This is a genomic window from Vreelandella arcis (assembly GCF_900103865.1).
GTDB lineage: Bacteria > Pseudomonadota > Gammaproteobacteria > Pseudomonadales > Halomonadaceae > Vreelandella > Vreelandella arcis.
In genome coordinates this window covers 21,648-35,573 of the sequence record NZ_FNII01000015.1, presented here as the reverse complement: position 1 = coordinate 35,573, position 13,926 = coordinate 21,648, and the positions used below count along the sequence as shown (strand labels likewise).

Annotated in this window: 13 protein-coding genes; 1 reads left to right on the top strand and 12 read right to left on the bottom strand. The window is 55.8% G+C overall.

The features are described from left to right. Positions 1-55: 55 nt before the first annotated feature. From BLR97_RS15900 to BLR97_RS15845, 12 genes are all read right to left on the bottom strand, one after another. Entirely contained in the window at positions 56-2,164 is a 2,109-nt protein-coding gene (locus BLR97_RS15900) for a TonB-dependent siderophore receptor (protein ID WP_089707509.1), read from the bottom strand. 101 nt (positions 2,165-2,265) lie between these two features. Further along, complete coding sequence (locus BLR97_RS15895; RefSeq protein ID WP_089707508.1) at positions 2,266-2,787, bottom strand: DUF421 domain-containing protein; 522 nt, start codon at positions 2,785-2,787, stop codon at positions 2,266-2,268. A gap of 90 nt (positions 2,788-2,877) precedes the next feature. Next, positions 2,878-3,201: a hypothetical protein gene (locus tag BLR97_RS15890; RefSeq protein WP_089707507.1), complete on the bottom strand. Its 324-nt coding sequence runs from the start codon at positions 3,199-3,201 to the stop codon at positions 2,878-2,880. A gap of 59 nt (positions 3,202-3,260) precedes the next feature. Continuing rightward, entirely contained in the window at positions 3,261-4,250 is a 990-nt protein-coding gene (locus BLR97_RS15885) for a lipid A deacylase LpxR family protein (RefSeq protein ID WP_089707506.1), read from the bottom strand. 228 nt (positions 4,251-4,478) lie between these two features. Then, positions 4,479-5,018: a YaeQ family protein gene (locus BLR97_RS15880; protein WP_089707505.1), complete on the bottom strand. Its 540-nt coding sequence runs from the start codon at positions 5,016-5,018 to the stop codon at positions 4,479-4,481. A 130-nt stretch (positions 5,019-5,148) separates the two neighbouring features. After that, positions 5,149-5,766, bottom strand: a complete 618-nt coding sequence (locus tag BLR97_RS15875) for a LysE family translocator (RefSeq protein WP_089707504.1) — start codon at positions 5,764-5,766, stop codon at positions 5,149-5,151. A gap of 100 nt (positions 5,767-5,866) precedes the next feature. Then, positions 5,867-6,640, bottom strand: coding sequence for an enoyl-CoA hydratase-related protein (locus tag BLR97_RS15870; protein ID WP_089707503.1), 774 nt, complete (start codon positions 6,638-6,640; stop codon positions 5,867-5,869). 90 nt (positions 6,641-6,730) lie between these two features. Next, a complete protein-coding gene (locus BLR97_RS15865; protein WP_089707502.1) occupies positions 6,731-7,579 on the bottom strand; it encodes a 3-hydroxybutyryl-CoA dehydrogenase in 849 nt (282 codons plus the stop codon). A gap of 22 nt (positions 7,580-7,601) precedes the next feature. Further along, positions 7,602-9,230, bottom strand: a complete 1,629-nt coding sequence (locus BLR97_RS15860; RefSeq protein WP_089707501.1) for an acyl-CoA synthetase — start codon at positions 9,228-9,230, stop codon at positions 7,602-7,604. Positions 9,231-9,355: 125 nt separating this feature from the next. Continuing rightward, positions 9,356-11,143 carry an acyl-CoA dehydrogenase gene (locus BLR97_RS15855; RefSeq protein WP_089707500.1) on the bottom strand — a complete coding sequence of 596 codons (1,788 nt, stop codon included), beginning with the start codon at positions 11,141-11,143 and terminating at the stop codon, positions 9,356-9,358. 124 nt (positions 11,144-11,267) lie between these two features. Further along, the gene (locus BLR97_RS15850) at positions 11,268-12,641 is read right to left on the bottom strand and encodes an MFS transporter (RefSeq protein ID WP_089707499.1); all 1,374 of its coding nucleotides are present in this window, start codon (positions 12,639-12,641) and stop codon (positions 11,268-11,270) included. Positions 12,642-12,805: 164 nt separating this feature from the next. Further along, a complete protein-coding gene (locus tag BLR97_RS15845; protein WP_244511334.1) occupies positions 12,806-13,465 on the bottom strand; it encodes a class I SAM-dependent methyltransferase in 660 nt (219 codons plus the stop codon). Between the two features lie 43 nt (positions 13,466-13,508). On the opposite strand from BLR97_RS15845, the gene BLR97_RS15840 reads away from it, so the two are divergent. Beyond that, positions 13,509-13,892, top strand: a complete 384-nt coding sequence (locus BLR97_RS15840; protein WP_089707497.1) for a VOC family protein — start codon at positions 13,509-13,511, stop codon at positions 13,890-13,892. The last annotated feature ends 34 nt before the right edge of the window (positions 13,893-13,926 follow it).

Here is a 13,926-nt window from a genome sequence, read left to right as displayed (position 1 = left end):
GGGGGTGCAGTTCAATGCATTGATCTTTTTAGAAAGATTACGATGAACGACTGGGTCAGAACTGGTAGCGAACGTTGGCGGTAACGTTACGACGCGCGCCATAGCCGCAGTCAGCGCCATCATAGCGGCACCAGGAGACATACTCTTCATCGGTGAGGTTTTTCACGTCCACAGAGAAATCCCACTCGCCCAAGGTGTAGCCGACCATGGCATCATAAAGTGTGTTTGAAGGTACAACAGGCGCACCGCCTGAACCGACATTGTCACCGACATAACGCACACCAGCGCCCATCCGCCAGTTGTCTCCAACGTAGAGCCGATTCCACCACGAGGCCTGCTCTTCGGCGACAAACGGCAGTCGAGTACCGTCACTAGCATTGGTCGCATTCAGGCTTGTGTACGCAAGCTGCGTTTCGAACTGCTGCCAACGCTTGTTGACCTGTAGCTCCCAGCCATCGATCACCGCACCCGTTTGCTCAGCTCCGCCCGGAGTAGATCCCTCACTGATGCGGTTCTTCTGGGTAATATCAAAATACGCGGCGCTGATGGCTAGCGATTTATCAGGCGAAAGATACTTAACGCCCGCTTCTTCCTGTTCGCCAGTGGTCGGCTTTAGCACTCCACCAGTGTCGTCAAAACCTAAATTCATACTGAAGGCTTCCGAGTAGCTGACGTAGGGCGAAATGCCGTTAGCAAAGCGATACATTAACCCAAGGCGCCCTGTTGTAGCGCTTTCATCACTTACGGAAGGTTCTGAAGTCAGTGGTTCAGGGCCACTATTCTCAGCCCAATCCCGGCGTAAGCCAGCCGAGACCACTACCCGCCCAACTTCAATATGATCCGCCAGGTAGACACCTACCTGCTCGATTTCGTTATCGGGACGGTCAGTCGGGTTAAGCGAATCTAGCTGTAAATTGCCATACTCGGGGTCGTAAACATCAAACCGGCCACCACCGCTGGGCGCCGAGCTATAGTTATCTTGAGACCACCGGGCATCCTGACGATCGATACCGGCAATCAGATTATGCTGGGTCTTACCTAGCTCAAAGTCGCCTTCCAAACGGGCGTCGACATTTAATATTTGTGTTTCAGAATCGGCGGTATAAATTGTCCGTGACACCTCGCCATTGGCATCCGGCACGCTGGAAATATCCACCCAGTGCTCGCGGGTTTCGGTACGCGAGTCGGTGTACCGTGCCGTGGCAGCAAACGCCCAGTCGCGATTAATTTGATGATCAAAAAATAGCGTGGTTTCGGTTTTTTCGCGGTCAAAGCGATCCCAGCCCGGCTCGCCGACAAATCTTTCAGAGCCAATGAATCCCTGGGAACCCGGCTCCAGGGTACCCGCCTGAGGCAGGAACTGCGCCGATACCTGGCCTTCATTCTCCTGGCGATTGATCAACAGGGTGATTTCGGTGTCATCACTAGGCCGCCACGTCAGAGAAGGCGACACCACATAGCCGTCGTCCTCAACGTGATCCACCTGGGTATCGCTATCGCGCTGCAGGGCCACTAAACGGTAGAGCAGCTTGCCTTCTTCATCGGCGGCCCCGGTTACGTCGACGGCCAGCTGCTTGCGATTATGGGAGCCATACTGCACCCAGACCTCGCCGCTACGCTCCTCTTCCGGCAGCTTTGAAACCCCGTTGATAATGCCACCCAAATCGGCCTGACCATAAAGCATCGATGATGGCCCGCGCAGTACCTCTAAGCTCTCTAAAGCATAAGGGTTAGTGCGCACCGTGTTATAAGACCCGTAAATCTGGCGTAACCCATCTAAGTAACGTCCGGCGTCTAACCCTCTGACTTTGGCGCTATCACCTCGAGTATCGAAGCCAAAATTCCCCGCATAAACGCCGGGCGTGTACAGCAGAGCCTCTTGGAGATTTTTAGCGCCGGTATCTTGGATGAATTCCTGATCAATCACCGACATTGAGAACGGCTGTTCAGACAGCGGCACGTCCATTTTGCCCACGCCAGGTGTCTCTTGCATTTCGATGTAGCCGAATTGGCCAGCAGTATCAGCAGTGACTTCTACCGTATCCAACTCAACGGCGGGCGCCGCAGCGCCCTGTTGAGCCACCGCATAGGCAGGAGTAGCGAACAAAGAGGCAAGTGCAATCGCGTGTGGCAGCTTGCGCAAACGAAACATTTGAGTGTGCATATTGATCCCAGAGCGAATATTAATGTTAATGATAGTGATTTTTATTCGCTAAAATATAAGGATCTCAACACAGAGTGTCAAATCTCGCTGACAACGTGACGTTAATGACGCCCACGTATACCATCCAGACTTGAGTGGCTGCTTTCTGAATGCCGTTTGACAACACTTAACGAGCCATCTGTCTCTATTACCACCGCTTCCACAGCTGCCACATCCGCAAGGCCACTACTGCGGATGGCCGACCTAACTTCGTCTTGGGTCACCCGTGCTTGGCGCAGTGAGCTTGTCAGGAACTCCCCTCGATAAAGCAACATTAATGGCTCGCCCGTTACTAATCGGCGTATCCAGCGAAAGCGGACGCTGGTCCAGGTAATGATAAATTGCAGAGAAATTAACAGCGCTAACGCCACCGCCCCATCCAGCAATGCAACATCCTTGGATAGGAGAACGGTCGCCAATGTGGAACCCAGCGCTACCGTCACGATTAAGTCGAAGGCATTCATTTTTGAGAGCGTGCGATTACCTGACATTCGCAAGAAGAGAATAAGCGTCGCGTAAGCCAGGATACCCATGACCAAAATACGCAATAAGCTTCCCCAGCCATTGAAAAAAACCAGCTCCATAGGTGCTTGCTCCTAAACGTTAAGTAAACATCACAACCTCCAAAGCATAGGCTAGTCACCTGGCTTCAGCTGTGTTCGATACTGTGCAGCTTAGGGTTGTTGTTTCCACCATTGAGCATAGGAACTATTGTGCGGGGCTAAGCCACCTTCATCGGGTGCATCATCATCCCACCATACAGGGCCGCGCTCGCCTAAGGCTTCTTTGGCACGTTGTACGGCGTTCCGCGCTTCTCGCAGGGCGTCGTCATCATCTTGCTGCTGGGCGGTTCTCACGGCACGCCGGGCTTTCATCAGCGCTTTGATGTGGGTACGTTTTTCATCTTCGCTTAAGCGCGGGTCGGTGCAGCGCCAGAGCCGGTCTTTGGCCACAAAGTAACGGCCATCGGGCGTGCGGGGATACGCTTTCCTGACCATTAACGCCCTCCTCGGCTATCAGTCGCTGGGATTTAGCAACAGCCTAGCGCGTTTTACGATCAAAAACGTTTCGACAGCGTCAACGCACCGAACTTATCCTGCTCTTCCTGCCCGTCGAATTCACGCGAGCGCGCCACGGCCGCATAGGTGACCTGCCAATCTTCCCAGGCCAACGCCAATCCCCCTGACACGTCCCCGACCCATTCTTTGCGATCCACCGAATGGCTATTCCTGAAGGTATTGCCATCCAGGGTCAGATTCTGGGCCATGTAATAACCCTCTACGCTGGCAAATAGGTACCACTGCCAGCCCTCGTTACCTGTGATGTGATGGCGGTTGCCGGGATTGGGCGTCAAGGTGGGGACGCCCGATGCTTCATCGCCCCAGCGTACGCTGTAACCGGCACTGGCGTAGGTATAGAGATTGCCCAAGGCGCCGCTCACGCTGGGGCCATGAGCCAGCTGCTTACCGCCCAGCGGCGTGTTATGCCACCATTGACGCCGCATCGCGGCATTGATTATCGGCTCATCGCCCAACTGGTTGTCCCAGCCGCTGGGGCGCTCACTATCGGTAACCCGGTGCACTTCGCGTTGAATGCTATCGGCAAGCGACGACGGCCCGACCAGGCCGATATCCAGGTGCAGGTCAGTCGCTTGTCGCCAGTTGCCCACCGGCACGTCTTCGTAAAGCGAAACACCGCCATAAACGATACCTGCGTAGGGGAGGTCATCCTCAATCAGCTCACGACGCTGGATATTATTCGGCGTGTAAATCTGGTGTACCAGTCGATACGCCGCCCTATCAGCCTGGCCGATGAGACTATCGGGTAACGCCGTCGCCAAGAGTTGCGTCCAGCTGTCCGTCTCGGGCTCGAATGACCAGTTAAGCTCAAAGCCGCTGGTGAAGTGGCCATCGTCACTACTGGCTAAACTGTCGTTTTCAAATTTTGTGGAGAGTACGCCCCCATCGGCGCTTGCCAGAGTAGGCACTAGGCTGATCGCAGCTACCAATGGGAGCAGACACCAGCGAAAAGAGATATAACCGTTCATTGCTCATTCCTTGAGAATAGAGAGGGGGTCAGAGGTAGGTTATGAAGCCTGCCATGAACAAACATTCCTGATTGTATGTAATTTAGCAAAAAAATAGCAAGTCACCTTCTTTCTTTTTAGAAAAAAGGACTGTCGTCAATAAGGACTGAGTAACCCAATAGAAAGAATGCCCGTCAAGCCATCCTTTCTCATCCCGCTAGCCTAGTAGAAAAAACGAACGTGTGGAGGCTAACGATCCTGTAGCAGCCACTGCGGGGTAATTTCATGCTGGCCATTTTCATCGGTAATAAACAGCGACCCTTCGCTAATCATAACGGCCCAGTTGATGGCCCTTGGCAAATCTTTAGCGATCGTCGCCAGCGCTTCTTGAGGCAACCCTGCCACGTGTACATTCTTCAGCGACGCCACATTGGGCAACACCTTGCTCTCCCATATGTCTACCCGGCCATAAGCAAGTAACGACACGCGCTCTGCCCGCCGTGAGCACCAGGTAATACGCTCAACATCGGGCAGACCCACTTCGATCCAGTGCAGCACACGACCATCCAGGCTTTTTTCCCACAGCGCGGGTTCGTCGACATCGGAAAGTCCACGCCCGAAGGCAAGCGATTCGCTATACCAGAGTACGTAGGCGAGCAGCCGCGTGGTCATACGCTCTTCGGTCTCTGACGGATGACGGGCCACGGTGAAGCGCAGCGTTTCATACACCCCGCGATCCAGATCGGTGAGGTTAATATCCACTTTGTAAGGCGTTGCACTAAGAGCCATCGGGGTTTCCAGACGAAAATTTGCGCCAGTGTACCTGATGCGACGGCTAGGTGGCTGTAGACGTGCGGTAATCAGCTTTGAGGGTGCCGCTTTTCAGCGTCTCGGCCTCGTGCATGACAGGCAGCGATGCTTAACGCGCTGCCTGAGCCAGCGTATTACCGCCTAATCCCATTAATACGCCACCGCCAATGCGCTGAATGAGCCGGGAGGAGCCATGGGATTTTTGTAACCACTCGCGCAATGGGCTGGCCAGTAGCACCACTACCACATCCGCGGAGGAGAAAAGAAGGTTAGTGGCGATACCTAGCCAGAGCAATTGCCAGGCTACTGGCATAGCAAACTCGGGCTGCACAAATTGGGGTAAAAACGCCACAAAAAAGAGCGCGGTTTTAGGGTTAAGCACCTCGACCAAAAAACTGTCGCGCAGCACGCGTTTAGTGCTTGCCAGCGGTACTTCATCGCCATGAGTACGAATGCCCTGCTGCCATAGCCGAAGCCCCATCCACAGCAAGTAAAGCCCACCGATGATTTTCATGGCGATATAGGCAGGCGGAATCGCCGCAAACAGCAGCGCCAGGCCCAGAGCAGCGGCGATAACGTGGACATAGCAGCCCATATGCACACCGACGACGGCTAACCACCCTGCCCGTCGGCCACGACCCAGGGTTTGTGCTGCGGTATACAGCATCGCAGGCCCAGGGAGATAGGCAAAACCCAGCGCGGCGAGGATAAAAGCGGCCCATTGCATTGTGGCAACTCCGAGGAAATTAGTAGTCAGCCTTTGAGAATAAAACGGGGGTGACGCGTGCGCCACCCCCTAAATAAGCAATAAGTAAAAAAGCCACCGCCTAGAAGTTGGGCTTGCGCTTCTCGACAAAGGCCGCCATGCCTTCTTTCTGCTCCTCTCCGGCGAAGCAGAAAGCGAACAGGCTGGTTTCAAGCGCCAAGGCGCTGTCCAGGTCTTGGTCCATGCCGTCGTGAACGGCCTGCTTAGCGCCGCGCACTGATTGTGGGCCGTTGCCTTTAAGCTGCTTAGTGAGTTCTTCAGCGTAGTTTTCCAGCTCTGCTTGGGGCATGACGCGGTTCACCAGGCCAATACGCAGCGCTTCTTGGGCATCAATTTTGCGCCCGGTGGTGACCAGATCTATCGCCATAGCCGGGCCGACGCGACGCGGCAGGCGTTGGGTGCCACCAAAGCCGGGGATCACGCCTAACAGTACTTCCGGTTGCCCAAACACCGCATTATCACTGGCTACCGCCCAGTCGCAGGCCAATGCCAATTCGCAGCCGCCGCCAAGGCAAAACCCGTTAACGAGGGCGACCACCGGCACCGGTAACGTCTCTAAGCGTTTAATAGTACGCAGCGCTTGGCCGGCGAAGGCCCGCGCTTCTTCAGGGGTTTTGTCGCGCATCTCGGTGATATCAGCACCGGCGACGAAAGCTTTCTCACCCGCGCCGGTAATCAGCACCCCGCGTAAATGGGGGTGGGCTTCCAGCTCTACCAAATGTGCTTCCAGGGCTGAAAGCACATCGCTGTTTAACGCATTTAACGCTTTGGGGCGATTGATGGTGAGTCGCACCATCCCATCGTTATCCACCTTCTCGATCACTGCTTCACTCATGGCGGGCTCCTTAATTGTTGTGAGATAGTCAAATTCCAACCCTAGCGAACGCTTGGTTGGGTGGCAATAACTTCTTTATACCAAGAATATTTATTCATAAACGTAGAAGCCACGTCCGCTCTTACGACCCAGATAGCCAGCCGATACCATGCGTTTGAGCAGCGGGCAGGGGCGGTATTTAGGATCGCCAAAGCCCTCTTGTAGTACTTCCATAATCGCCAGGCAGACATCCAGGCCAATTAAATCCGCCAGCGCTAACGGCCCCATGGGATGGGCCGCGCCCAGCTTCATGGCGTCATCCACGGCTTCCGGCGTCGCCGTGCCTTCCTGCACAATAAACGCCGCTTCGTTGATCATCGGCACCATAAGGCGATTCACTGCGAAACCAGGCGCATCGCCCACCGGCACGGCGGTTTTGCCCAGCGCCTTAGCGAGGGTTTCAATCTCGGCGACGGTAGCGTCCGACGTCTGCTCGGCACGAATCACTTCCACCAGTTTGAGTACCGGCACCGGGTTAAAGAAGTGCATGCCCACCACGCGCTCGGGGTGCTCGCACACCGCCGCTAGGCGAGTGAGTGATAACGACGAGGTGTTGGAGGCCAGAATGGTGGTACTGCTCAAGCGGCTTAGGTCGCGGAATAGCTTCTCTTTGAGCTCTGGCTGTTCGGGGGCGGCTTCGATAATCACCGCGCAGTCGTTCAGCGCATCTAGCGTGGTGGTAGTAGAGAGGCGCGATAGCGCCGCGGCTTTATCCGCCTCACTGATTTTGTCTTTCGCAACTAACTTGCCCAAGCCTTTGTCGATATTCGCTTCGGCGCGGCTGAGTTGCTCATCCGCCACGTCATAAAGATGCACGCTAAAACCACTGGCAACCGCTACCTGAGCGATCCCCTGCCCCATGGTGCCAGCACCTACTACGCCAATCGGTTGGTCGCTCATGCACGCTCTCCTTTATAAATTATCAATGCTGTTTAGCTTCTTCACGCAGGACGAATTTTTGGATCTTCCCCGTTGAGGTTTTGGGCAGCTCACTGAATACGATGGTTTTGGGAACCTTATAACCAGCCAGATGCTCACGGCAGTGGGCAATAATATCGGCCTCGGTGATTTCGCCGTAGCCCACTTTAAGCTTCACAAATGCACAGGGGGTTTCGCCCCACTTTTCGTCGGGCTTGGCCACCACGGCGGCTTCTTCAACGGCGGGATGCCCGTAAATGGCGTCTTCGACTTCGATGGTCGAGATATTTTCACCGCCGGAGATAATAATGTCTTTGGAGCGATCTTTGATCTCGATATAGCCATCCGAGTGCCACACCGCTAGATCCCCGGTGTGGTACCAGCCACCTTCTAGCGCCTGCTCGGTGGCCTCGGCATTCTTTAAATAGCCCTTCATGACGTTATTGCCGCGCATGAGTATCTCACCCATGGTTTGACCGTCTTTGGGTACCGGCACCAGGGTGAGTGGGTCGGCTACACACAACGCTTCGAGCATGTGGTAGCGCACCCCCTGACGGGCTTTGATCTTAGCCCGCTCTTCAAGCGGCAATTCATCCCACGCCTCCCGCCAGGCGCATACCGTCACCGGCCCGTACACTTCGGTCAGGCCATACACGTGGGTGACTTCAATACCCAGCTTTTCGACCCCAGCAATCACCGAGGCAGGCGGCGCGGCACCGGCCGTGGTGACTTTCACGGGATGGTCGAAGGTGCATTGATCTTCAGCCGGCAAATTAACCAAGCCGTTGAGGATAATCGGTGCCCCGCTAAAGTGACTGACATTCTCGTCGGCAATCAACTGCATGATCTTTTTAGGGTCGACACGGCGAAGACAAATATTCACACCCGCGTTAGCCGCAATAGTCCATGGGAAACACCAGCCATTGCAGTGGAACATCGGCAGCGTCCAGAGGTAGATCGGATGGTGGGGCATTGCCCACTCCATGCTGTTACTTACCGCATTGAGATATGCGCCGCGGTGGTGGTAAACCACGCCCTTGGGTTTGCCAGTGGTGCCTGAGGTGTAGTTGAGCGAGATTGCATCCCACTCATCATTAGGCAGTTGATAGGCAAAATCTGCGTCGCCCTCGTTAAGCAACGCTTCATACTCAACCTCCCCGATGCCCTGGGTCTCGCCCAGAAATTCCACATCGGCCACATCAATAATCAGCGGCTTATGCTCCAGCTTGGCCACGGCTTCCTGAATCACGTCGGCGAATTCGGGATCCACCAGAATGGCCTTGGCTTCGCCATGCGCCAGCATATAGCTGATCGCCTCAGCATCCAGGCGAATATTCAAGGTGTTCAACACGCACCCGGCCAGCGGCACGCCAAAATGCACTTCAAACATGGCTGGGATATTGGGCAACATCGCTGCCACTGTTTGGCCCGGTTGAATGCCCCGCTTTTTAAGCGCGGAAGCAAGCTTTCGGCAGCGCGCCCAGGTTTCGCCCCAGGTGCGGCGGGTGCTGCCGTGCACCACGGCGGGGTAGTCGGGATAAACCGATGCCGAGCGTTCGATGAACGTCAGCGGTGAAAGCGGTACGTGGTTGGCAGCGGTTTTAGGCAAGCCTTGCTCAAAGATCGACGACATGGTCGGCTCCTGGATGTTGTTATTGAACGTGTTACATCAATGGTTCGTTTTAATCGCTTGTTCTAATCGGCCAGAAACAACACCGCCGCCTCAAAGGGCGGCGGCGCAGTGCAGAAAAAGTCGCGTTACTCAACCTCATAATCGCGTAGACACTGCATACCCGCTTCGATCACCGCGAGCTGAGCACGCCCGACCGGCAACCATTGCGCGATGGCGAATTCAGCGCTGCGCATCTTGGCAGTATAGAAGGGATCATCATTGCCGTTTTGAATCGCCGCCTGGGCACAAAGCGCCGCCTGCCCCATTTGCCAGGCACACAGCACGTGGCCCGCCAGGTTAAGGAATGGGGTGGCGTAGGCTTGTACAGCATCGGGGCCGCTATCAGGGTCTTTACCCTGCGCCAGCACAATGTCTTGGGCGACGCTTAAATCCTCAAGCCCAGCAGCCAAACAGCTACCCAGCGCTGCCAAGGCCGGGTCTTCCTTAAGCTGTTCGACGGTAGCAGCAATATCGTGCAGTAGCGCCGTCAGCGCTTCACCGTTGTCGCGCTGGAGCTTGCGGCCCGCCAAATCAAGCGCCTGGATGCCGTTGGTGCCTTCGTAAATCGGCGCGATGCGCGCGTCGCGCAACAACTGCGCCGCGCCAGTCTCTTCCACATAGCCCATGCCGCCGTGCACCTGAATGCCCATCGAGGCGATATCCACTGCTTGGTCGGTGGAGAAGCTTTTGATCACCGGAATCAAAATATCGGCACGGGCCTGGGCGGCTTGGCGGGCATCGCTATTCTCAGCGTGGCGAGCGGTATCCAACTCAGCCGCGCAATACAGTGCCAGCGCGCGCAGCGCATCGGTACGCGAACGCATGGAGAGCAGCATGCGGCGTACATCGAGGTGATCACTAATGGCGCATTCGTTGCCACCGCGGGGCTTCGGCGCACGGCCTTGGCGACGCTCTAGCGCATAGGCAACGGCGTGCTGGCAGGCACGCTCTGCTACACCGATACCCTGAATGCCGACTTTGTGGCGCGCCTCATTCATCATGGTGAACATATGGTTTAAACCACGCCCTTCTTCGCCAATCAGATAGCCAACCGCCCCGCCGTTTTCGCCAAAACTCAGCGTGCAGGTCGGCGAGCCGTGAATGCCCAACTTGTGTTCAATGGAGGCACAGATGACATCGTTGCGTTCACCCAGTGAGCCGTCATCGTTGACCAGGAACTTGGGCACCAGAAACAGCGAAATGCCTTTGTTGCCTTCTGGTGCATCGGGCTTACGCGCCAACACGAGGTGAATAATGTTCTCGGCGGCGTCGTGTTCGCCCCAGGTGATATAGATTTTCTGACCGCTTAATCGGTAATGATCCCCATCGGGCACCGCTTTAGTCCGGACTTTCGACAGATCCGAGCCTGCTTGGGGCTCGGTGAGGTTCATGGTACCCGTCCAGGTGCCTTCCACTAGCTTGGGTAGGTAGATGGTTTTCTGCGCGTCGTTGCCGTGGTGAGCCAACGCTTCGATCGCCCCGGCGGTTAACATCGGGCAAAGCCCTAACGCCATATTGGCGCCGTGGAGCATTTCCTGCACCGCACTAGCCACCACTTCCGGCAAATTCTGGCCGCCTAGCGCCTCCGAAACGCCAATCCCGTTCCAGCCGCCTTCCACATACGCCTGGTAGGCCGCGGCGAAACCTTCCGGGGTGGTCACGCTGCCATCTGCGTGACGCCTCGCCCCTTGCTGGTCGCCAACCTTATTAAGCGGCCCCCAGACGTCACCGGCCAGTTTGGCGGCCTCTTCAAGTACCGCCTCGATCAGATCAGGCGAAGCCTCTTCAAAGCCTGGCAGGTTCAACGAGCGATGCACTAACATCTCTTCGAGCACAAAGCGCAGGTCGCGTACCGGCGCGGCATAAACATTCATAGCGAACCTCGGGCTGAAAATTAAACAATTGTTTGAAAATATGCCCCCGATAGTAGTAACACTCGCCTGCATACACCATTAGCCCAAGGTATCAGCCGCTACCGATAACGTCTCCCTCCCGGTGTTACTTTCGCTCGCCTTCTTGCTCCACATCATCATAATAAGTGATATGGCTTTCATCTTCCTGCGGTGGCCCCACCATAGGTTCCGCCACGTCAACATCGGATACCGCGTCGGATAAATCCTCTAAATGCTCGTGCTCCAAGGCACCCTGCATCAGCGCTTCGGTGACCACCAATTCCGCCCCGGCATTACTCATCGGCGTAGTGGCGGTAAACGGTGCCACGGGCACTGGCGCGGGGCGCACACGACGACGCCAGACGAAAAACAGTAAAAAGAACAGGCTCAGCGAGCCGAAGGCCCAGAACAACCCAGCATCGCCCATAGCCGTCATCACCGGTGAAATCATCAGCGGGCTGATTGTTGCACCAATCGAGTTAATCAACAGCAAGCCTTGGCTCATGCGCACCAGCGCCCCCGCTGGTGCGCGGTCAGCGGCGTGGCTGACCGCCACCGGGTAAACCGCAAATACCCCGCCACCTAATAAAAACAGCAGCACCGCCAGTAGCGGCGTGGAGAGCGGCAGCCACAGCATCGCTGCCGAGATCAGCACGCAAAATCCACTAATACCAATCAGCACCAACTGGCGATCATGGCGGTCTGACCAACGGCCAATCGGATATTGCAGCAGCATCGCCCCCATAATCACCACTGCCATCATCTGCCCCACCTGACTGATGCTCATGCCAATACGCTGCAGATAAAGCGGCAACAGGGTATAGGCCGCCGCAACCACCATCCCCGAGCCTAAACTGCCCATCACGCCAGTGGGCGTCAGCGTGATCAGGCGCAGCGGATGTAGCGGTTCAGCGTGTTCTATAATCGGTGATACGCGGGGAATCATGGCCATGGGCAGCACCGAGAGCGACGCCAGCAGACCAATCACCATGAAGGGCGCGGTGGTGCCCATGGCGTCAGTCACACCCAGCAGCAACTGACCCAGCACTCCGGCGGCATACAGCGAAATCATGTACAGCGCCAACAGGCGGCCACGGACTTTCTGATCACCTGACGTCAGTAGCCAGCTTTCAATGACCAGATACACCCCTACCGTGGCCCAGCCGCCGATTAAACGCAGCACAAACCAAGCCCAAGGATCAAAGAACAACCCCTGCAGCAACACCGTAACGGCCACTAAAGAGGCAAAACTGCCGTAAGCGCGAATATGGCCAATGCGCAGCAACAGGCGGTCATTGACCATGGCCCCCAGCGCCAAGCCAATAAAGTAGGCCGACGAGACAATCCCGATTAGCGTGGCCGACTCACCTGCCGCATCCAAGCGCACGGTGATCAAGGTGGCAAGGAAGCCGTTGCCAATCCCGAGTATGAAAAGCCCTAACAGGGGCGCGAGCGCCATGGCTAGCAGTTGCCGCGACATGAAAACCTCACCTTGCCTAACAGGAGTGAAAAACAGGCGTGAAAAACAGGCGTGAAAAACGTTACCAAGCATGTTCACAGGAACCGTTATCTCACCTGGCGCATCGAGTCAGGTAGGAATATCGGCTCGCAATTATTGTCCTAAAGGGGACAAAGTCAATTCTTTTATAATGTTACAGCTGTACACGTTAGCGGTTTCTTAAAAATAGCCACGTCAGCCTCAGGAAACTCCACTGTAAAACCATGCTGCGCTGCCCACCAACGAAACGTCACTTCACTAAAAAAACTCACGTGGGTGGGGTCGGCAATGTAGTGCCAGCGGGCAAAGGCCTCGCGCGAGGTGACCCGCTTGGTCATTAGCCCAAGATAGCCGCCCGGCACGAGCTGTCCCGCCAACTGGTCGAACACCCGGCCGGGCATTGCCAAATGCTCGACGACTTCGGTCGCAGTGATAAAATCATAGATGCGGGTCAACACCGACGTATCAGCGGTATAGAAAGGGTCGTAAATCGCCATGGGATATCCCTGCTCTTCGAACATTAGCGATAGCGTCGGCCCTGGTCCGGATCCGAAGTCGAGCCCGCAAGCCTTAAGGGGCAGTCTCACGGTCATCGGGATAAATAAACGCCCTAAAAAGCGTCGATATCCCGTATCATGCGGCGAGTTTTGGTGTTTATCATATTCCGCTTTTTCGGCGGCGGCGCTCAAATGCTGCTCCGGCGGCACAAATACCAGCGCACACGTGGCACACTGGTAATAATCTCGGCGGCGATCGCGATGGTAATGAGTAGCGTCGCCTGCATCGCATAGCGGACAATATCGCATCGTCGTCTTCTTTGACTCACTGTTATGTATTAAGGAAAGAGGCATGCTCTCAGGTCTGGACCATCTTGTTGTGACCGTGACCGACATGGGTCGCGCGGTGGATTTTTACTCGCGGGTTTTAGGCTTAGAGGTACGCTACCGAGACGCTCAACGGGTTGATTTACTGCTCGGCGATACCGCGTTGCGCCTGCACCAAACCGATACCGATATCGCGCCTATTTCTGCCACGCCCACCCCCGGCAGTTTAGACCTGTGCTTGCGCTGCCAGCTACCGCTGGATGAGTTCAAACAACACTTGGACGCCCTGGCCATTGAGATTGAATTAGGCCCGGTGGCACGCCAAGGGGCCAACGGGCCGATTGAATCGATTTACTTGCGCGACCCGGACGGCAACCTGCTTGAGATTTGCCGCCCGGCTGCGCGTTAGTGCCAAGTTAAATAGGGCAAGGTATCATAGGCCG